Consider the following 17,692-nt stretch of genomic DNA (forward strand, 5'->3'; position numbering starts at 1 on the left):
CCCTTCCCGTTCCGGTCGATCCTGACATTAGGCAAGGCCAACAGGTAGTTCCAGCGGTTAATTCTGGGTCTCGAAAGCCTTGCAGGGGTCTTCGCGTTCGACAGTGGGGCTGTCGATCACCGCATCGAATTCACCGGCAATAGCGCCATCCTCGGATTGCCCCAGAACATAGACCTTAAGCCCCGGACGCAGGCGCGACAGAAAGGTCGGGATGCCCCGATCCTTGCGGGCGTGTCCGTTTCCGGTGATCACGGCCACCGGCCCACCGGTATCTTCGATAGCCTGCAAAACAGCCCGCGTAAGAACCGCATCGCGCAACCGCTGGATGGCAACCATCTGAGGCAAAGCCTCGACCGGTAGGGCGTCGCAATGGACGGCCAGTTGATCGGCCTCGCGCGCGGCCTGATCTTCGGGCGGCAGCGGAACTGTCAGCCCATACCGGGCTGCATCCGCGCCCAGCGCGGTCGCAGCACCACGTTCCATTGCCGCGCGGGCGGCGCTGCGGGGGACCATCGCCCCGTAAACCGGTGCGTTCGACGCCTGAAAGATCGGATAATACATGCTGAGCGGCGGCCATCCCGTCTCGGCCCATTTCAAAATGCGATCCAGTTCCTGGGGGTTGGAAACGGCCTTTTGTGCCAGCCGTTGCGCGCCTTCTTCGGTAATCATCTCCCAGACCACGGCAGAGGGTTCTATGACCTCAATCGCCTCGGCCTGCACTTTATGATGTCGGGGATTGTCGTGGATTTCGCCAAGAAGGATCACATCCGCCGCCTGCATCGACGCGGCCACCTCCTCCGGGATCATGCCCGCAGCCAAGCCCGGACGCGACACGACAAGCGTCAGAGCACACAGCAGAATCGCAAAGTGTTTCATGCGATGAAGTGTTGCACCTCGCGCGATTGCGCTTCAAGGTTCTTGCGCATTTTCACAAAGGCCGCGGCCTCGAGCTGGCGCACGCGTTCTTTCGACAGGCCCAGCTCATTCCCCAGGCTTTCCAGCGTCCGCGCCGGTTCGCGCAGCTTGCGTTCGCGCACAATAAACCGCTCGCGATCATTCAGCGACTGCATCGCCGTCAGCAACCATTCGCGCAGTTGCCGCGTGTCATGGCTGTGCTCGACCGCCTCGGCGGCCTGTTCGCGTTCATCTTCCAGTGCGTCGATCCACTCGCGCCCGTCTTCATCCGCCGATTGCACAGCGTTCAGCGAGAAATCCGAGCCGGACAGCCGACCCTCCATCATTTCCACATCGCGCAGGGGCACGCCAATCTCGGTGGCGATCATCTGGTGCAACTGATGCCGGTCCAGCCGCATCCCCTCGGTTGCCGCTTCACGCTCTAACCGCGCCTGCACGCGCCGCATGTTGAAAAACAGCGATTTCTGGGAGGAGGTCGAACCGGTTCGCACCATCGACCAGTTGCGCATCACATAATCCTGAATGCTGGCCTTGATCCACCACACCGCATAGGTCGAAAACCGCACGCCGCGATCCGGGTCAAACTTGTCGGCCGCTTTCATCAGGCCCAGACCAGCCTCTTGAATCAGATCGTTCATCGGTGCGCCGTAACGCTTGAACTTCGCGGCCATCGAAATAGCTAGTCTCATGTAAGCGGTGATCAGGCGGTGCAACGCCTTCTCATCCCGCTGATCGCGCCAGGCATAGGCCAGTTGTAATTCGGTCTCTGCATCCAGCAACTCGGCCTTCATCGCCTGCCGGGACATCGAAAAATCGGTCGCGTTGTCCAGTGCCATGAAACTCTCCCCTTTTTCGCTGGCGCAGGCCGGGCTTGCCTTGCCGACCTAGGGTCGATACGCAGAGCAAAACCACGTGGATCACTTGGAAGGTAAGAATTGTGTATCCCAATTTAACCTTTGTGCTGGGTGGGGCCGCGTCGGGGAAGTCTGTTTTTGCAGAACAACTTGTTGTTTCATCAGAGAAAAGCCGCGTCTATCTTGCCACATCACAAGTGTTTGATGACGAGATGCAACAGAAGGTTCAGCGCCATCTGGCCCAGCGCGGCGATGGATGGGACACGGTCGAGGCCCCTTTTGATCTGGCCCCGGTTCTGGCCAATCTGACGGCGGATCAGGCCTGCCTGATCGACTGCGCCACGATGTGGCTGACCAACCATCTGCTGGCCGAAAGCGATCTGGAACAGGCCCAAACCGCATTGCTAAAGGCGCTGCGGGACTGCGCTGCGCCAATCGTCATCGTCTCGAACGAGGTTGGCCACGGGATCGTCCCCGAAAACGCACTGGCCCGCCAATTCCGCGAGGCGCAGGGGCGCCTGAACATCGCGCTGTCGGCGCAGGCCGATCTGGTGGTTCAGGTCACGGCGGGATTGCCGCTGGTTCTCAAGGGGCAATTGCCGTGACACGGCTGCACCTTATCCGGCACGGGCCCACGCATGCCAAAACCATGGTCGGCTGGTCTGACATCCCCGCCGACCTGAGCGACACGGCCGCGCTGGCCCGGCTGCACGACCATCTTCCGCCTGATGCTTTGGTTGTATCTTCTGACCTGTCCCGAGCGGTTGATACGGCCTCGGCGATCCAGGGCACCCGCCGCCGCCTGCCACACCACCCTGACCTGCGCGAGATCAATTTCGGCACATGGGAATTGCGCAAATTTGCCGAGATCGAGACTGAAGACCCCGAACTGGCCTTCGCCTATTGGGACCAACCCGGCGACGTGCGCCCGCCGCAGGGCGAAAGCTGGAACCAGGTCCGCGCACGGGTGGATGCGGTGATCGACGGGCTGATCGCAACCCATATCGGCTCCGATCTGATGATTGTGGCACATTTCGGGGTGATCCTGACTCAGGTCCAGCGCGCGCTGAATCTGGACGCCCGGCAAGCGTTTTCGCACCGGATCGACAACCTTTCGGTCACCGAGGTCATGTTTGACGGGCGCGCATGGTCAGCCGGGGTAATCAATCACCTTCCGTGATGCAGCCACGCACAAAACTCTGATTTACGGATGCGCGGGCCTGCGCCATCGTTGGGTCATGACCTATGACCTCTTTATCGGCGACCGCCTGTTTTCAAGCTGGTCCCTGCGCGGCTGGCTGATGCTGGAAAAGTTCGGCCTGCCCTATCGCAGCCACATGATCGGGCTCTATTCGGGCACGATGGCCGAGGATATGAAACCGCTGGCGCCCGCCCGCCTGGTACCCGCCCTGCGCTTGCCCGACGGCACCGTGGTAGGCGAAAGCCTGGCCATGGCCGAGACGCTGGCCGAACGCCACCCCGACGCAGGCCTGTGGCCCCAAGACCCCGCCGCGCGCGCAACCGCCCGCTGGCTCTGCGCCGAGATGGTGGCCGGGTTCAGCGCCCTGCGCGGCGAATGCTCGATGCAATTACGACATGTCTGGCAAGGGTTTACCCCGTCAAAGGAAACGCTGGCCGATTTGCAGCGAATCGAGACACTTTGGACCCACGCCCGACAGGTCTCTGGGGCCGAAACCGGTCCGCTTTTTGGCGCGTATTCGCTGGTGGATGTGTTCTATACGCCGGTGGCGGCGCGGATCATCGGCTATGGTTTGCCGGTATCGTCTGCCAATCGCGACTACTGCCTGCACTTGCTGTCAGACACCTCTGTCCGGCAATGGCGCGCGATGGGTCTGACGGTGCAATACGATCCGTTTCCCTATCCGCTGGATTTGCCGTCCAAGCCGTGGCTCATCGGCGGAGAGTCCTCGGCCCAAGCCGTCACCGAGGGGCCTTCGATCAACCCCGCCTGCCCCTACTCCGGCAAACCCGTCACGGATTTTCTGAAGCTCGACGGGCAGCGCTGGGGCTTCTGCAACCCGATCTGCCGCGACAAAACCGTGGCCGACCCGCAGGCCTGGCCCAAATTCACCGCAATGCGCGACGCCGTTAACGATTCCTAAACCGCCGCCGTGGCAGCAACATCCTATTAACCAAAAAACAGGATTGCCATGGTCGCCCGTGCCCACACCGTAGCCTTTCAGGGGGTCGATGCCCGCCCGGTCGAGGTTCAATGCGCCGTCTCACCCGGCCTGCCCGCCTTTTCAATTGTGGGGCTTCCCGACAAAGCCGTCTCTGAAGCCCGCGATCGAGTGCGCAGCGCGCTCAGTTCGATGGCCATCGCGCTGCCATCCAAACGGATCACCATCAACCTGGCGCCAGCCGATTTGCCGAAAGAGGGCAGCCATTTCGACCTGCCCATTGCGGTGGCGCTGTTATCAGCACTCGACATCATCCCCTCGGACGCCGCCGAAAGAACAGTTGCTCTGGGCGAGTTGTCACTGGACGGATCGCTAGTGCCCGTCGTCGGTGCCCTGCCCGCCGCGATGACCGCAGCCGCCGAGGATCGCGCCCTGCTTTGCCCGCGTGCCTCAAGCGCCGAGGCGGCCTGGGTCGATGCCACTCAAGTGATCGGAGCCGGGTCCTTGGGCGATGTGGTTCGCCATTTCTCGGGGCAGTCGCCGTTGTCCGCAGCGCAGCCCGGTGAGGTCAATCTGGCCCCCAGCGCTCGTGATCTGCGCGACGTTAAGGGACAGGAACGGGCCAAGCGGGCGCTGGAGATTGCGGCAGCGGGACGGCACCACTTGATCATGATCGGCACGCCCGGTTCAGGCAAATCCATGTTGGCCGCGCGACTGCCGGGCATTCTGCCGCCCCTCACCCCGGTCGAGGCGCTGGAAACGTCGATGATCCAGTCGCTCTGCGGTTTACTGGACGAAGGCGGCATCAGTCGCGCCCGCCCCTTTCGCGAACCGCACCACACCGCATCCATGGCCGCGATTGTCGGCGGTGGCAAGGGAGCCAAACCCGGTGAGATTTCGCTGGCCCATAACGGGGTTCTGTTCATGGACGAGTTTCCCGAATTCCCCCGCACGGTTCTGGAAACCCTGCGCCAGCCGATTGAAACCGGCGAGGTCATGGTGGCCCGCGCCAATGCCCACGTGAAATACCCCTGCCGCTTCATGCTTGTCGCAGCAGCCAACCCCTGCAAATGCGGATATCTGACCGACCCTTCCCGTGCCTGTTCCCGCGCACCGGGATGCGGCGAGGATTATCTGAACCGCATCTCCGGCCCCCTGATGGACCGGTTCGACCTGCGGATCGAAGTACCACCGGTGGGGTTCACGGACCTTGACCTGCCCCCTTCGGGCGACAGTTCCGCCACGGTCGCCGCACGGGTTGAAAAGGCGCGCGCCATTCAGGCCGCGCGTTTCACCAAGACGCCCTCAGCCCGTCAAAACGCGGATATCGAGGGCAAATTACTGGAAGAAATCGCGGCGCCAGATGCGGAAGGCAAAGACTTGTTGCTGAAAGCCGCCGAAAAATTCGGCCTCTCTGCCCGCGCCTTTCACCGCATCCTGCGGGTCGCGCGCACCATCGCCGATCTTGAAGGGGCACCAGATGTGCGCAGGCCCCATATCGCCGAGGCGCTGAGCTTTCGCATCAGCGCGCGCGTGATGGCTTAAAGCTTCGCCTCGATGGCCTGCCAGATCTTTTCGGCGATATTCTCGCCGTTGAACCGTTCCAGTTCCTGAATGCCGGTCGGCGAGGTCACGTTGATCTCGGTCAGGTAATCGCCAATGACGTCGATCCCGACAAAGATCTGCCCTTTCTCGCGCAACAAAGGCCCGATAGCAGCGCAGATTTCGAGGTCGCGATCCGAAAGACCGATCTTCTCGGGGCGGCCGCCGACATGCATGTTCGACCGGGTCTCACCCTCGGCAGGGACCCGGTTGATCGCGCCGACAGGCTCGCCATCCACCAGAATGACCCGCTTGTCGCCATTGCGCACATCGGGCAGGAATTTCTGCACGATCAGGGGCTCTCGTGAGAAGCCGGTGAACAACTCGTGCAGCGAAGACAGGTTGCGATCGTTTGCGTCCAAGCGGAACACGCCCGCGCCGCCATTGCCGTATAGAGGCTTGAGGATAACGTCGCTGTGCTTTTCCTTGAACGCCTTGATCGTCTTCAGATCGCGGGCAATCGTGGTCGGCGGGGTCAGGTCCGGGAAATCCAGCACCAGCAGCTTTTCGGGATAGTTGCGGACCCAGAACGGGTCATTGACCACCAATGCCTGCCCTTTCAGCCGGTCCAGCAGATGGGTCGAGGTGATGTAGTGCATGTCGAACGGAGGGTCCTGACGCAGCCAGATCACGTCGAACTCCGCCAGATCGACCTCGCGCTCCGGGCCCAGAACCGCAGGATTGTCCGGCACGCGCTGCACCGTCATGTCCTGTCCGCGCGCGGTAATCCGCCCTTCCTGATAGGCCAGTTGATCCGGTCCGTAGAAAAACAACGAATGCCCGCGGGCCTGCGCCTCCTCCGCCAGACGGAAAGAACTGTCGGCATTGATATCCACGGCCCCGATCGGGTCCATCTGAAAGGCGATTTTCATGGCGCGTCCCTTTAGCTGAGTGCCAGATACATGGCGCAGCCAGCCGGAGGGTTCAATGGGTCAGGCGTGCCCGAAGGCGTTTTCGATGATCTGCACGGCACCGGTTCCGTCCACCAAAGCCGCGTCAAACCGCACATTCGTCAACTGCCCGCCCGGCTCATTTTCCAGAAACTGCGCCGCAGAGGCATAAATGCGCTTGATCTGGCGCGGGTTGATCCGGGCCGCTGCCGTGTCGAAACTGGCGCTTGCCTTAACTTCGATGAAAACCAGATCGTCGCCGTCCCGAGCGATCAGATCAATCTCGCCCCCCGCGCCGCGCCAACGGTGGTGGGCGATGGAATATCCGCGCCGTTCATAGTCGGTTGCCACCCGCAACTCCGCAGCTTGTCCCGCATGATAAGAAACCGAACCGCGATGTGAGCTCTTGACCATGTTACCCTTTTCCCAATTTCAGAGCCTTCTGATAAATCGGTCGGCGCGGCAGATCGTACATTTCCGACACAAGAGCCGCCGCATCCCGAACCGAATGGGTTTCCAGGGCTCTTACAAGTGCTTCTTCTACGTCAGAATCCTTAACACTTTGCGAATGGTTGCGATCCACCAGCAGGACGACCTCGCCCTTGACGGTTTTGTCGCGATACTCTTCGGCCAGATCACCCAATGATCCGCGCCGGACCTCTTCGAATTTCTTGGTCAACTCGCGGCACAGCGCGGCCTGCCGGTCCGCGCCCAAAACCTCGGCCAGATCGGACATGCTATTGGCCACGCGTTTGGGGGATTCGTAAAACACCAGCGTTCCGGGAATATCGCGCAGCGCTTCGATGCGGCTGCGGCGGGCCCCGGAGGCATTCGGTAGAAAACCGGCAAAAAAGAACGCATCCGTTGGCAACCCCGCCAGGGTCAGTGCCGCCAACGCAGCGGACGGGCCGGGGGCGCAGGTCACGGTGTGACCGGCCTCTGCCGCCTGCCTTCCCAGGTCGTAGCCGGGGTCGGCGATCAGCGGCATTCCGGCCTCAGATGCGTAGGCGACCGACAGGCCCTGTTCCAGCGCCTCGAGAATCTTACCGCGCGCGCCTGCGCCGCTGTAGTCGTGATAGGCCTGAATGCGCCGCCCCTCCAAGGGTACACCGTGGATTTCCATTAGCCGCCGCAGGCTGCGGGTGTCTTCGGCGGCGATCATGTCGGCTGAGGCCAGCACATCCAGCGCCCTGAGCGTAATGTCGCGCGCGGTCCCGATCGGAGTGGCAACAAAATACAGGCCCGCAGCCAATCTGATCTTTTGGAAATTCAAAGCTGGACCCTCACAGCGTGACGTTTATTATCGCGGCTCGATAGAACAGCAGCGCCCCGCGCCGCCGGATCAGGGAGTTTTCATTTAGATGTTTACCGTTTGCAAGCCCGTAAGCAAGTTGGCGAAAGCCGCTGCTGCCCTGACCACCGCTGTATTCCTGGCCGCCTGTGAGCCCGGAGGCTTAGGCGGCGGGCCGTCGATCAACACGTCCGATCCGGTTCCCGTCGCGCTGCTGGTTCCGCAATCCGACGATGCCGCGCTGGCGCAGAGCCTTGAAAACGCGGCCCGCATGGCGATGTCCGACCTGCCGAATGTTCAGATCGACCTGCGCGTCTACGACACCGCCGGCAACCCGAGCACCGCAACCGCCGTGGCGCAGCAAGCCGTGGCGGACGGGGCGAAGATCATCCTCGGGCCGGTTTATGCGCAGGCCGCCAATGCCGCAGGCCTTGCGGTGCTGAGCAACAATGTCAACGTGCTGTCCTTCTCGAACAACACCAGCATCGCCGGGGGCAATGTGTTTGTTCTGGGCCCGACCTTCGACAATACAGCCAACCGGCTGGTCAGCTATGCGGGCGGCCAAGGCAAGACCGGCACGGTGATCGTGCACAGCAACGACGCCGCCGGACAGTTGGGACAGGCCGCGATTGCCAGTGCGTTGGCCAGCAGCCGGGTCAACAACGCCGGGACTGTTGGATATGACCGCTCGCAGCAAGGGGTGATCAACTCGGTACCCGCGATCAAGGCGACTGTTGATTCAACCGGAGCCGATTCCATCTTCCTAACCGCGACCACCGCAGGTGCCCTGCCACTTTATTCGCAACTGCTGCCCGAGGCCGGAGTATCGCCATCGACCACGCAGTTCATCGGCCTGACCCGCTGGGACATCCCGCCCCAGACGCTGGAACTGCCCGGCGTGCAGGGCGGCTGGTTCGCGCTTCCCGATCCGGCCAAGGCACAGGCGTATCGCCAGCGCTACAACAACACCTACGGCTTGGCCCCGCACCCGATCAGCGGGCTGGCCTATGACGGCATCGCCGCCATCGGCGCACTGGTGAGCCAGGGCAAATCCGATGCGCTGACCGCCTCGGCCCTGACACAGAACGCCGGTTTTCAGGGCGTCGGCGGTATCTTCCGCCTGCGCCCGAACGGCACCAACGAACGCGGTCTGGCTGTTGCCACGATCCAGAATAAACAGGTGGTTGTGATTGACCCTGCCCCACAAAGCTTCTCTGGCGCCGGTTTCTGACCGGCCCGACGTGATCACGCCGCCTGACGGCACGCTGATCTGTTCAGCCGAAGACATTTTCGACAGCCCAGGGGTTGAGGCGCAACTGGCCCAAGCGCTCGAAACCTGCGCGGACAATGCCGCAATGCGGTCCGAAACCGTGCGCATCCTGCGTGAGGCCCAAAAGACAGGCCGCAAGGCGATTGCCGATGCCTTTTCCGCCCATCCTTTCAGCGCCCGCCCGCTGACGCGGTCTTACACCTATCTTACCGACCAAATGGTCTGTACGGCCATGCGCATCTCAAGCCAGCGGCTGCACCCGCTGGCCACACCCACGCAAGGCGAAAAGATCGCCGTGCTGGCCGTGGGCGGTTACGGGCGGGGCGAGATGGCCCCGTCGTCAGATGTCGACCTGCTGTTCCTGACGCCCTACAAGATCACCGCCTGGGCTGAGAGCGTGATTGAATCGATGCTGTATATCCTCTGGGATCTGCGGCTGAAGGTCGGTCATTCCTCGCGCACCATCAAGGACTGTCTGCGTTTGGGGGCAGATGACTTCACCATTCGCACCGCGATGCTAGAACAGCGCTACCTTGCGGGCGACAAACCGCTGGCCGAGGCGCTGGAAGCGCAGCTCAAATCCGACCTGTTCAAAGGCACCGAGCGCGAGTTCATCGAAGCCAAGCTGCAGGAACGCGAGGCGCGCCACCTGAAACAGGGTGAGCGCTATATGGTCGAACCCAATGTGAAAGAGGGCAAAGGCGGCCTGCGCGATCTGCAATCGCTCTACTGGATCGCAAAATACGTCTATGGCGTGCACGATGTGGCGGAACTGGTGCCGCTGGGCTTGTTTACGCCGGATGAGTTCCAGACCTTTGTCCGGGCCGAGGATTTTCTGTGGGCCGTCCGCTCTCATCTGCATCTGGTGACCGGGCGGGCGACCGAGCAACTGACGTTTGACCTGCAGGTCGAAGTGGCCGATCGCATGGGTTACCACGATATGGCCGGTCGCCGCGCGGTCGAGATCTTCATGCAGCGCTATTTCCGGGAAGCGACTCGTGTGGGGGAGCTAACCCGGATTTTCCTGACCAAGCTCGAAGCGCAACATATTAAGACCGCCCCTCTGCTAGAGCGCATCTTCCGCCGCCGCCCGCGGGTCAAACCGGGTTACAAGGTGGTGCATGGCCGGTTGGACGTGGCCGACCCTGACACCTTCCTGTCCGACAAGATGAACCTGCTGCGCCTGTTTGAAGAAGGGCTACGGACCGGCATGCTGATCCACCCCGATGCCATGCGTTTGGTAACGGCCAACCTGTCGCTGATCGACAAGGACATGCGCAACGACAAAGAGGCGCAGCGGATTTTCCTGGACCTGATGCTGAAACACGGCAACCCGGAACGGGCCCTGCGGCGCATGAACGAGTTGGGCGTGCTTTCGGCCTTTCTGCCCGAGTTCGAACACATCGTGGCGATGATGCAGTTCAACATGTATCACAGCTATACGGTCGACGAGCATACGATCCAGTGCATCGTCAACCTGGCCCAGATCGAACGCGGTGAGCTGGTGGAGTCGCTGCCGTTGGCCTCGTCGATCCTGAAAAGCGGCGTGAACCGCAAGGTGCTGTACGTCGCTTTGCTGCTGCATGACATCGCCAAAGGGCGGCCCGAAGATCACTCGATTCTGGGGGCGCAGATTGCGCGCAAGGTGGCCCCCCGGCTGGGTCTGAACAAATCAGACTCCGAGACCGTGGAGTGGTTGGTGCGGTATCACCTGCTGATGTCGGATATGGCGCAAAAGCGAGATATCTCGGACCCGCGCACCGTGCGCGATTTCGCCAAGGCGGTGAAAACGGTCAAGCGGCTGGACCTGCTGACGGTGCTGACGGTTTGCGATATTCGCGGCGTTGGCCCGAACACCTGGAACAACTGGAAAGCCACGCTGCTGCGCGCCCTGCACGCGGAAACCAAACGCGCGCTTGAGACGGGTATGGAGGACCTCAACCGTGCCAATCGCGGGGCCGAGGCCAAGAAAGCCCTGCGCACGGAACTTGAATCGTGGTCCAAGGCGGACCTCAAGGCCGAAACCGGTCGGCATTATGCGCCTTATTGGCAGGGTCTGAACCTGTCGACCCATCTGGAATTTGCCGAAATGCTGCTGGCTTTGGAGAACAGCGGCGATCCCGGCGCGATGGAAATCCGCCTGCACCCGGATGAGGATCGCGACGCCACCCGCGCCTGCTTCGCAATGGCCGACCACCCCGGCATCTTTGCCCGCATAGCAGGCGCGCTGGCGCTGGTGGGCGCAAACGTGGTCGATGCGCGCAGTTACACCACCAAAGACGGCTATGTCACCGATGCGTTCTGGATTCAGGATGCCGAGGGCCACCCGTTCGAATCCAGCCGCCTGCCCCGCCTGACTCAGATGATCCACAAAACCCTCAAGGGTGAGGTGGTGGCCCGCGACGCGCTGAAATCGCGTGACAAGATCAAGAAACGCGAACGCGCCTTCAACGTGCCGACCCATATCACCTTCGACAATGACGGCTCCGAGATCTACACGATCATCGAGGTCGATACCCGCGACCGGCCCGGCCTGCTTTATGACCTGACCCGCACGCTGGCGGCGGCCAATGTTTATATCGCCAACGCGGTGATCGCGACTTATGGCGAGCAGGTGGTCGATACGTTCTACGTCAAGGACATGTTCGGCCTGAAATACCATTCGGAAAGCAAGCAAAGCGGGCTTGAGGCCAAGCTGCGCAAAGCCATCACCGAAGGCGCGGAGCGCGCAGCGTCATGAAGCAAATCCGGCTGTTTTCGGGCCTGTTCACGGTCGGGTTCTGGACTCTGGCCAGCCGGATACTGGGATTCCTGCGGGAAATTCTGCTGACCGCCTATATCGGCCCCGGCCCGGTGATGGACGCCTTTGTGGCCGCCTTCCGCCTGCCCAACATGTTCCGCCGCTTCTTCGCCGAAGGCGCGTTCAACGCGGCTTTTGTTCCGATGTTCTCCAAACGGCTGGAAGGCGAGGAGGATGCGCAGGGCTTCGCGCAGGACGCCTTCAACCTGCTGGCCGTGGCCGTGCTGGGGCTGGTCGGTCTGGCCATGGTGTTCATGCCCGGCCTCGTCTGGCTGACGGCCGAGGGCTTCTATGGCGACGAACGTTTCGATCTGGCGGTCGATTACGGCTACGTTGTCTTTCCCTACATCCTGTTCATGTCGCTGGCTGCGCTGTTTTCCGGCGTTCTGAATGCAACGGGCCGGTTCGCGGCGGCAGCGGCGGCCCCGGTCCTGCTGAACATCTTCGCCTGCACCGCACTGATCGCCGGGGCAATCTCGGGGGGCGAGGTGATCCGCTGGCTGATCACCGTCATCCCCATCGCAGGGGTCGCGCAGCTGGCGCTGGTCTGGGCGGCCACGGAACGCGCGGGCATCCGCATTCGCCCCGGCCTGCCCCGCCTGACGCCCGAGATGCGCCGTATGGTGCGCATTGCTGTTCCTGCTGCGCTGGCCATGGGGGTAACGCAGGTCAATCTGGTTGTGGGTCAGTTGGTAGCCTCGAAAACCGAAAAGGCCGTCAGTTGGCTGTTCGCCGCCGATCGACTTTATCAATTGCCGCTGGGCGTGGTCGGGATTGCGGTGGGCATCGTTTTGCTGCCTGATCTCTCACGCCGGTTGCGCGCCGGTGACAAGGACGGGGCCCGCAATGCCTTTTCCCGCGCCGGAGAATTCACGCTGCTGCTGACGCTGCCGTCAACCGTGGCGTTCCTGATCATCCCCAACCCGCTGGTCTCGGTCCTGTTCCAGCGCGGTCAGTTCAGTGCCGAGGATACCGCCGCGACCGCTCTGGCTGTTGCGATCTATGGGATCGGACTGCCCGCCTTCATGCTGCAAAAACTGCTGCAGCCCCTGTTCTTCGCGCGCGAGGATACAAAGTCACCCTTCCGCTACGCCGTTGTCGCGATGATCGTCAATGCGGCGTTGGCCTTTGGCCTGTATCCAATCGTGGGCTGGATCGCGCCTGCCATCGCCGCCTCAGCCGCCGGCTGGGCCATGGTCGCGCTGCTGGCCATCGGCGCGCGCCGCATGGGAGAGGAAGCGCGCTTTGACGACCGGTTCCGGCAGCGCGCTTGGCGGATCGTGGGGGCCTCAATCGGGATGGGCATCGTGCTTTATGCGGCCATCCACCTGTTCGGCTGGACGCTTGCAATACCGGGCTGGCGCTATCTTGCGCTGCTGGTGCTGATCGCCATCGCCGCCGCTGCCTATTTCATCCTCGGCCACCTTTTGGGGGCGTTCAGACTGTCCGAATTCAAACAGAGCCTGCGCCGGTCGTGATCAATCGCGCCGGATGCGGCCCCTGATCCGCGCCCATCCGCCCGGTGCCAGAAAGAAGGACAGGCCGAACCCGGTCGCGAACCCGCCCAGATCGGCCACCCAGTCCAACGTGCCGCCAAAGATCAGGCCAAAGACCAGTTGGATCCCCATCAGAATCGCAATCAGGCTGAACGCACGAGACTGGTTCTCGCCTACCAGCGACAGCTTGCGCCAGAGCAGCCACGTAAAAGCGCCGATCAACCCGTAGACAGGCGGGAACCCTCCGACCAGCGGATAGGCCGGGTCCAGCAGCAGCGCATAGGCCAGTGCACCGCCCACGCCGGACAGCACAAAGATAATCAGCATGGCGACGTTGCCAAAGACCTCGGCCACCATCTTGCCCATCGCCAGAACGAAAACACAGACAAAGATCGCCTGCGTGAAATTGGCCGAAACAAAGGGATAGGTGACAAAGCGGATCACATGCTCGAACGGCCAGCGCCCGTTTTCCACCATCCAGTCGAAGATATCGGGCGAAAACGTGTATTGCTGCAGCGCGTCCAGCCGCCAGCCCACCGCCGATGGCCCGCCGACGATGCCGCGCGATCCCAGATACAGGATCACCTCGATCCCCATGATGAACAATGTCAGCGCCACGACAACGGGCGGCAAGGGGTTCACGGGCGGCGTATAATGCTCACTGCTCATTGGGCTGGCCTTTCGCGGCTGTTGACGTCCCTTGGCCTCATGGGTAAGCGACGGGGGCTGATTTTTCCAGACGGGAGTTCCCTTCGATGACCGAAACCCAATTCACGCCGCGCGTGTTTTCCGGCATCCAGCCTTCGGGAAACCTGCACCTTGGTAACTATCTGGGTGCGCTCAAGCGTTTTGTAGACATGCAGGGTGACGAATTTCAGACCATCTACTGCATGGTCGACCTGCACGCGATCACCGTCTGGCAAGACCCCGAAAGACTGCGCGAAAAGACCCGCGAGGTTTGCGCGGGCTTCATCGCCGCCGGTCTGAACCCGAAAAAGTCGATCCTGTTCAACCAAAGCCAGGTGCCCGAGCACACGCAACTGGCCTGGATCTTCAACTGCATCGCCCGCATGGGCTGGATGCAACGGATGACGCAGTTCAAGGACAAGGCGGGCAAGAACGCGCAGAACGCCTCGCTGGGTCTGTTTGCCTATCCGGCGCTGATGGCGGCGGATATTCTGACCTATCACGCCACCCATGTGCCGGTTGGTGAGGATCAGAAACAGCATCTGGAACTGACCCGCGATATTGCGATCAAGTTCAACCACGATTATGGCGTCGAGTTCTTCCCTGTGACCGAACCCGTCATCGGCGGCCCCGCGCCGCGTGTGATGAACCTGCGGGACGGGTCGCGCAAGATGTCGTCCTCGGACCCGTCGGACATGACCCGGATCAACATGACCGACGATGCGGATGCGATTGCCAAGAAGATCCGCAAGGCCAAGACCGACCCAGAGGCGCTGCCCTCGGACGTCGACGGTCTGTCCGAACGCCCTGAGGCGCGCAATCTGGTGAACATCTATGCCGCGCTCAGCGATCAGACCGCCGAGCAGGTTCTGGCCGAGGTCGGTGGCAAGCAGTTCGGTGAGTTCAAGCCAATGCTGGCGGAACTGGCCGTGTCGAAACTGTCTCCGATCTCGTCCGAGATGGCGCGGCTCATGGGGGAAGAGGCTGAAATCGACCGGATTCTAGCACGCGGGGCGGAAAAGGCCCGGGCGATTGCCGCCCCGATCCTGCGGCAGACCTATGAGATCGTTGGAATGGTCGGCGCAGGCAACGCCTGACCCCCACGAAAAACGCCGCCCCGACGGGCGGCGTTATTACTTATGCCGCCTGTGGGCGCAGAACTTCTTCAACAATGGATTCCGCCACCTTGTGCGGGCTGACCGTTTCCGCCCGGGCACGGGTCAGGATACGGTCCATCGTCTGCTCAAGCGCCTGCAGCCTGCGGTTCACCCAGGCCTCCCGCTCGGCGACCTGCAGGATTTCGGTGGCGACATTCACGATCCCGCCGCCATTTGCCACGAAATCCGGCGCATACAGAATGCCCCGCGCGTGCAGCCGGTCTGCATCCGCATCGGTGGCCAGTTGGTTGTTCGCGCCGCCTGCAACGGCCCCGACCTGAAGCAGGGGGATGCTGGAGTCGTTCAGAACGCCGCCGATCGCGCAGGGCGCGAAGACATCGGCATCCACTCCATAAATCTCATGCGTTTCCACCAATGTCGCCCCAAAGCGCTCCTTGGCGCGCGCCATCTGCTGCGGGTCGATATCGGTGACAATCAGGTGCGCGCCGCTGTCATGCAGCAGGCTGCACAGATGCCAGCCGACATTGCCCAGCCCCTGAACCGAGACCGTGTATCCCGTCAGATCCGCCGAGCCAAACCGATGCGCCGCCGCGATACGGATCGCATTGAAGATGCCCCGCGCCGTGATGGGTGAGGGATCGCCGCTGGCGAAATCGCCCTCGGACAGTCCGGCGACAAAATTGGTCTCGGACCCGATCTGCGCCATGTCAGCGGGGGTCATGCCCATATCCTCGGCAGTCCAGTACTGGCCGTCCAGATGCTGAACCGCGCGCCCGAAGGCCCGCAGCAGTTGCGGAGATTTATCCAAGGCCGGATCGCCGATGATCACCGCTTTGCCGCCCCCCAGCGGCAGGTCCGCCGCCGCGTTCTTGAAGGTCATGCCCCGCGACAGGCGCAGGGCGTCATTCAGCGCCTCTGCGGGGTGTCCATAGGAGCGCATCCGAACGCCACCCGCAGCCGGGCCCAACTGGGTCGAGTGAATTGCGACATAGCCCAACAGACCGCACGCCGCATCTTTGAATTCAACCACACGCTCATGTCCCGGCGCGTCGATTCGGGTGATTTCCATAGCTCTCCTCCGAGGATTTGGGCCGAGTCTGCCATGAAATTCAGAACGGATTTCGCCAATGCACGCCTTCGTGTTGACCGGGTTTAGGGGATTACTCTACATTGGCAGGATTAGTTGGAGAATTTCTCTATGGATACGATTGACAGAAAAATAGTACGCGCATTGCAGAAAGATGGTCGCATGACCGTCATTGATCTGGCCGATCACGTCGGCCTGTCCCCGACCCCCTGCGCCAGACGGCTGGACCGGTTGCAGCGCGACGGGTTGATTACGGGCTATGCAGCGCAGGTCGATCCCGAATTGCTGGGCTACGGGGTCACGATCTTTATCTCGGTTGAACTGGAAAAGCAGGACCGATCCGCCATCGACTCGTTCGAAAAGGCCATCCGCCGCTGCGATGAGGTGATGGAATGCTACCTCATGACCGGGTCGCGGGACATCCTTCTGCGGGTCGTGGCCCGGGACCTGAAAGCCTTTGATGCGTTTCTGGAACAGCGGCTGATGCAGATACGGGGCATACGCAACCTGCGCTCGAACTTTGCCCTGCGCACCATGGTCAAACGCGAGGCCCTTCCGCTGCCGGTGGGATAATCCTCTGGACGTCTCAGCCGCGCGCTCCTAGGTTTCGCCAGAATAGGCGGAGGGGATCATGGCAGTAGGCAAAAATATCCGGACATATTTCGAAGGCCAATGGCATGACGGGGATGCCCCGATCATGCGTGCGGCAGATCACGGTGCATGGCTGGGGTCCTCGGTGTTCGACGGCGCCCGGTTTTTCGAAGGCCTGGCCCCCGACCTGCTGGCCCACTGCGCCCGTGTGAATCGGTCGGCCGAGGCGCTGATGCTGACCCCCACCGTGACGGCAGAACAAATCGTCGATCTGGTCCGCGAGGGGTTACAGGGTTACGCGCCCGATTCGGCGGTCTATATCCGCCCGATGTACTGGGGCATCGATGGCGACCGTACGGCCATCGTCCCGCAGGAAAACAGCACCGGGTTTGCGATCTGCCTTGAAGAGATCCCAATGGCACCGGAAACCGCGTCTGCCACTTTGACGACCACGCGATTCCGGCGACCGGTTCTGGAAAACGCCGTTGTGAACGCCAAGGCCGGGTGCCTCTACCCCAACAACGCGCGGATGCTGACTGAGGCGCGGTCCAAAGGGTTCAACAACGCTTTGGTTGCCGATGCGATGGGGCATGTGGCCGAAACCGCAACCGCCAACATCTTCATGGTACGCGATGGCGAGGTTTTCACCCCGGTCCCCAACGGCACCTTCCTGGCCGGGATCACCCGTGCGCGCCACATCGAAAACCTGCGCGCCGATGGCGTGACGGTGTACGAAAAGATCCTCAGCTTCGACGATTTCCACAAAGCCGATGAGGTGTTCATGTCCGGCAACATGAACAAGATCACTCCGGTCACGGCGTTGGACGACACGCAATTCCAGATTGGCCCTATCGCCCGCCGCGCCCGCGCGCTTTATTGGGATTGGGCGGCCAGCGAACGCTAGAAAAGGCGGCGGGATCGCCCGAGTTGCCAGCCCGCACGCGGTCGGG

The 17,692-nt window shown here is 62.0% G+C and carries 17 protein-coding genes; 10 read left to right on the forward strand and 7 right to left on the reverse strand.

All coding sequences use genetic code 11. From position 1 onward, the window contains the following. Nucleotides 1–57: 57 nt before the first annotated feature. Nucleotides 58–876 carry a ChaN family lipoprotein gene (locus tag ACR0NJ_RS13195; protein ID WP_480817598.1) on the reverse strand — a complete coding sequence of 273 codons (819 nt, stop codon included), beginning with the start codon at nucleotides 874–876 and terminating at the stop codon, nucleotides 58–60. Further along, nucleotides 873–1,751, reverse strand: a complete 879-nt coding sequence (locus tag ACR0NJ_RS13200) for an RNA polymerase factor sigma-32 (protein ID WP_480817599.1) — start codon at nucleotides 1,749–1,751, stop codon at nucleotides 873–875. The genes ACR0NJ_RS13195 and ACR0NJ_RS13200 overlap by 4 nt, the downstream gene beginning before the upstream one ends. A gap of 101 nt (nucleotides 1,752–1,852) precedes the next feature. Here ACR0NJ_RS13200 and cobU point away from each other — a divergent pair, with 101 nt between their 5' ends. Genes cobU through ACR0NJ_RS13220 form a run of 4 tightly spaced genes read left to right on the forward strand, consistent with a single transcriptional unit; the run spans nucleotide 1,853 to nucleotide 5,455 of the window. Beyond that, nucleotides 1,853–2,374, forward strand: a complete 522-nt coding sequence (gene cobU, locus ACR0NJ_RS13205) for a bifunctional adenosylcobinamide kinase/adenosylcobinamide-phosphate guanylyltransferase (RefSeq protein ID WP_480817600.1) — start codon at nucleotides 1,853–1,855, stop codon at nucleotides 2,372–2,374. Continuing rightward, nucleotides 2,371–2,949, forward strand: coding sequence for a histidine phosphatase family protein (locus ACR0NJ_RS13210; RefSeq protein ID WP_480817601.1), 579 nt, complete (start codon nucleotides 2,371–2,373; stop codon nucleotides 2,947–2,949). Before cobU ends, ACR0NJ_RS13210 begins: the two co-directional genes overlap by 4 nt. 58 nt (nucleotides 2,950–3,007) lie before the next feature. Next, nucleotides 3,008–3,892, forward strand: coding sequence for a glutathione S-transferase (locus ACR0NJ_RS13215; protein ID WP_480817602.1), 885 nt, complete (start codon nucleotides 3,008–3,010; stop codon nucleotides 3,890–3,892). 48 nt (nucleotides 3,893–3,940) lie between these two features. After that, a complete protein-coding gene (locus tag ACR0NJ_RS13220; RefSeq protein WP_480817603.1) occupies nucleotides 3,941–5,455 on the forward strand; it encodes a YifB family Mg chelatase-like AAA ATPase in 1,515 nt (504 codons plus the stop codon). Here ACR0NJ_RS13220 and gshB read toward each other — a convergent pair. The 3 genes from gshB to rsmI are packed head-to-tail and all read right to left on the reverse strand — an operon-like array spanning nucleotide 5,452 to nucleotide 7,675. Beyond that, nucleotides 5,452–6,384, reverse strand: coding sequence for a glutathione synthase (gshB, locus tag ACR0NJ_RS13225; RefSeq protein WP_480817604.1), 933 nt, complete (start codon nucleotides 6,382–6,384; stop codon nucleotides 5,452–5,454). The two genes, ACR0NJ_RS13220 and gshB, sit on opposite strands and share 4 nt — an antisense overlap. Before the next feature lie 60 nt (nucleotides 6,385–6,444). After that, nucleotides 6,445–6,816 carry a YraN family protein gene (locus ACR0NJ_RS13230; protein ID WP_480817605.1) on the reverse strand — a complete coding sequence of 124 codons (372 nt, stop codon included), beginning with the start codon at nucleotides 6,814–6,816 and terminating at the stop codon, nucleotides 6,445–6,447. A gap of 1 nt (nucleotide 6,817) precedes the next feature. Then, the gene (gene rsmI / locus ACR0NJ_RS13235) at nucleotides 6,818–7,675 is read right to left on the reverse strand and encodes a 16S rRNA (cytidine(1402)-2'-O)-methyltransferase (protein ID WP_480817606.1); all 858 of its coding nucleotides are present in this window, start codon (nucleotides 7,673–7,675) and stop codon (nucleotides 6,818–6,820) included. Nucleotides 7,676–7,763: 88 nt separating this feature from the next. On the opposite strand from rsmI, the gene ACR0NJ_RS13240 reads away from it, so the two are divergent. From ACR0NJ_RS13240 to murJ, 3 genes are read left to right on the forward strand one after another with little or no spacing between them, the layout of a single operon-like run. Next, the gene (locus ACR0NJ_RS13240) at nucleotides 7,764–8,924 is read left to right on the forward strand and encodes a penicillin-binding protein activator (RefSeq protein ID WP_480817607.1); all 1,161 of its coding nucleotides are present in this window, start codon (nucleotides 7,764–7,766) and stop codon (nucleotides 8,922–8,924) included. After that, entirely contained in the window at nucleotides 8,884–11,703 is a 2,820-nt protein-coding gene (locus tag ACR0NJ_RS13245; protein ID WP_480817608.1) for a [protein-PII] uridylyltransferase, read from the forward strand. Before ACR0NJ_RS13240 ends, ACR0NJ_RS13245 begins: the two co-directional genes overlap by 41 nt. Further along, nucleotides 11,700–13,241, forward strand: coding sequence for a murein biosynthesis integral membrane protein MurJ (murJ, locus tag ACR0NJ_RS13250; protein ID WP_480817609.1), 1,542 nt, complete (start codon nucleotides 11,700–11,702; stop codon nucleotides 13,239–13,241). Before ACR0NJ_RS13245 ends, murJ begins: the two co-directional genes overlap by 4 nt. Here the strand turns inward: murJ and ACR0NJ_RS13255 are convergent, their stop codons facing one another. Next, nucleotides 13,242–13,928: a rhomboid family intramembrane serine protease gene (locus ACR0NJ_RS13255; RefSeq protein WP_480817610.1), complete on the reverse strand. Its 687-nt coding sequence runs from the start codon at nucleotides 13,926–13,928 to the stop codon at nucleotides 13,242–13,244. Between the two features lie 86 nt (nucleotides 13,929–14,014). Between ACR0NJ_RS13255 and trpS the strand changes: the two genes are divergently transcribed. Beyond that, complete coding sequence (gene trpS / locus ACR0NJ_RS13260) at nucleotides 14,015–15,043, forward strand: tryptophan--tRNA ligase (RefSeq protein ID WP_480817611.1); 1,029 nt, start codon at nucleotides 14,015–14,017, stop codon at nucleotides 15,041–15,043. Nucleotides 15,044–15,083: 40 nt separating this feature from the next. Here the strand turns inward: trpS and ACR0NJ_RS13265 are convergent, their stop codons facing one another. Then, nucleotides 15,084–16,133, reverse strand: coding sequence for a Glu/Leu/Phe/Val family dehydrogenase (locus ACR0NJ_RS13265; protein ID WP_480817612.1), 1,050 nt, complete (start codon nucleotides 16,131–16,133; stop codon nucleotides 15,084–15,086). Nucleotides 16,134–16,262: 129 nt separating this feature from the next. Here ACR0NJ_RS13265 and ACR0NJ_RS13270 point away from each other — a divergent pair, with 129 nt between their 5' ends. After that, nucleotides 16,263–16,724 carry an Lrp/AsnC family transcriptional regulator gene (locus ACR0NJ_RS13270; protein ID WP_480817613.1) on the forward strand — a complete coding sequence of 154 codons (462 nt, stop codon included), beginning with the start codon at nucleotides 16,263–16,265 and terminating at the stop codon, nucleotides 16,722–16,724. Nucleotides 16,725–16,782: 58 nt separating this feature from the next. After that, a complete protein-coding gene (locus ACR0NJ_RS13275; RefSeq protein WP_480817614.1) occupies nucleotides 16,783–17,646 on the forward strand; it encodes a branched-chain amino acid aminotransferase in 864 nt (287 codons plus the stop codon). Nucleotides 17,647–17,692 lie beyond the last annotated feature (46 nt).

Source organism: Ruegeria sp. F11 (assembly GCF_056533855.1).

Bases quoted from the DNA above. Each gene is read 5' to 3' on its own strand.
- ACR0NJ_RS13195 (WP_480817598.1), bottom strand. From the start codon at position 876: ATGAAACACTTTGCGATTCTGCTGTGTGCTCTGACGCTTGTCGTGTCG.
- ACR0NJ_RS13200 (WP_480817599.1), bottom strand. From the start codon at position 1,751: ATGGCACTGGACAACGCGACCGATTTTTCGATGTCCCGGCAGGCGATG.
- ACR0NJ_RS13215 (WP_480817602.1), top strand. From the start codon at position 3,008: ATGACCTATGACCTCTTTATCGGCGACCGCCTGTTTTCAAGCTGGTCC.
- ACR0NJ_RS13220 (WP_480817603.1), top strand. From the start codon at position 3,941: ATGGTCGCCCGTGCCCACACCGTAGCCTTTCAGGGGGTCGATGCCCGC.
- gshB (WP_480817604.1), bottom strand. From the start codon at position 6,384: ATGAAAATCGCCTTTCAGATGGACCCGATCGGGGCCGTGGATATCAAT.
- ACR0NJ_RS13230 (WP_480817605.1), bottom strand. From the start codon at position 6,816: ATGGTCAAGAGCTCACATCGCGGTTCGGTTTCTTATCATGCGGGACAA.
- ACR0NJ_RS13240 (WP_480817607.1), top strand. From the start codon at position 7,764: ATGTTTACCGTTTGCAAGCCCGTAAGCAAGTTGGCGAAAGCCGCTGCT.
- murJ (WP_480817609.1), top strand. From the start codon at position 11,700: ATGAAGCAAATCCGGCTGTTTTCGGGCCTGTTCACGGTCGGGTTCTGG.
- ACR0NJ_RS13255 (WP_480817610.1), bottom strand. From the start codon at position 13,928: ATGAGCAGTGAGCATTATACGCCGCCCGTGAACCCCTTGCCGCCCGTT.
- trpS (WP_480817611.1), top strand. From the start codon at position 14,015: ATGACCGAAACCCAATTCACGCCGCGCGTGTTTTCCGGCATCCAGCCT.
- ACR0NJ_RS13265 (WP_480817612.1), bottom strand. From the start codon at position 16,133: ATGGAAATCACCCGAATCGACGCGCCGGGACATGAGCGTGTGGTTGAA.
- ACR0NJ_RS13270 (WP_480817613.1), top strand. From the start codon at position 16,263: ATGGATACGATTGACAGAAAAATAGTACGCGCATTGCAGAAAGATGGT.
- ACR0NJ_RS13275 (WP_480817614.1), top strand. From the start codon at position 16,783: ATGGCAGTAGGCAAAAATATCCGGACATATTTCGAAGGCCAATGGCAT.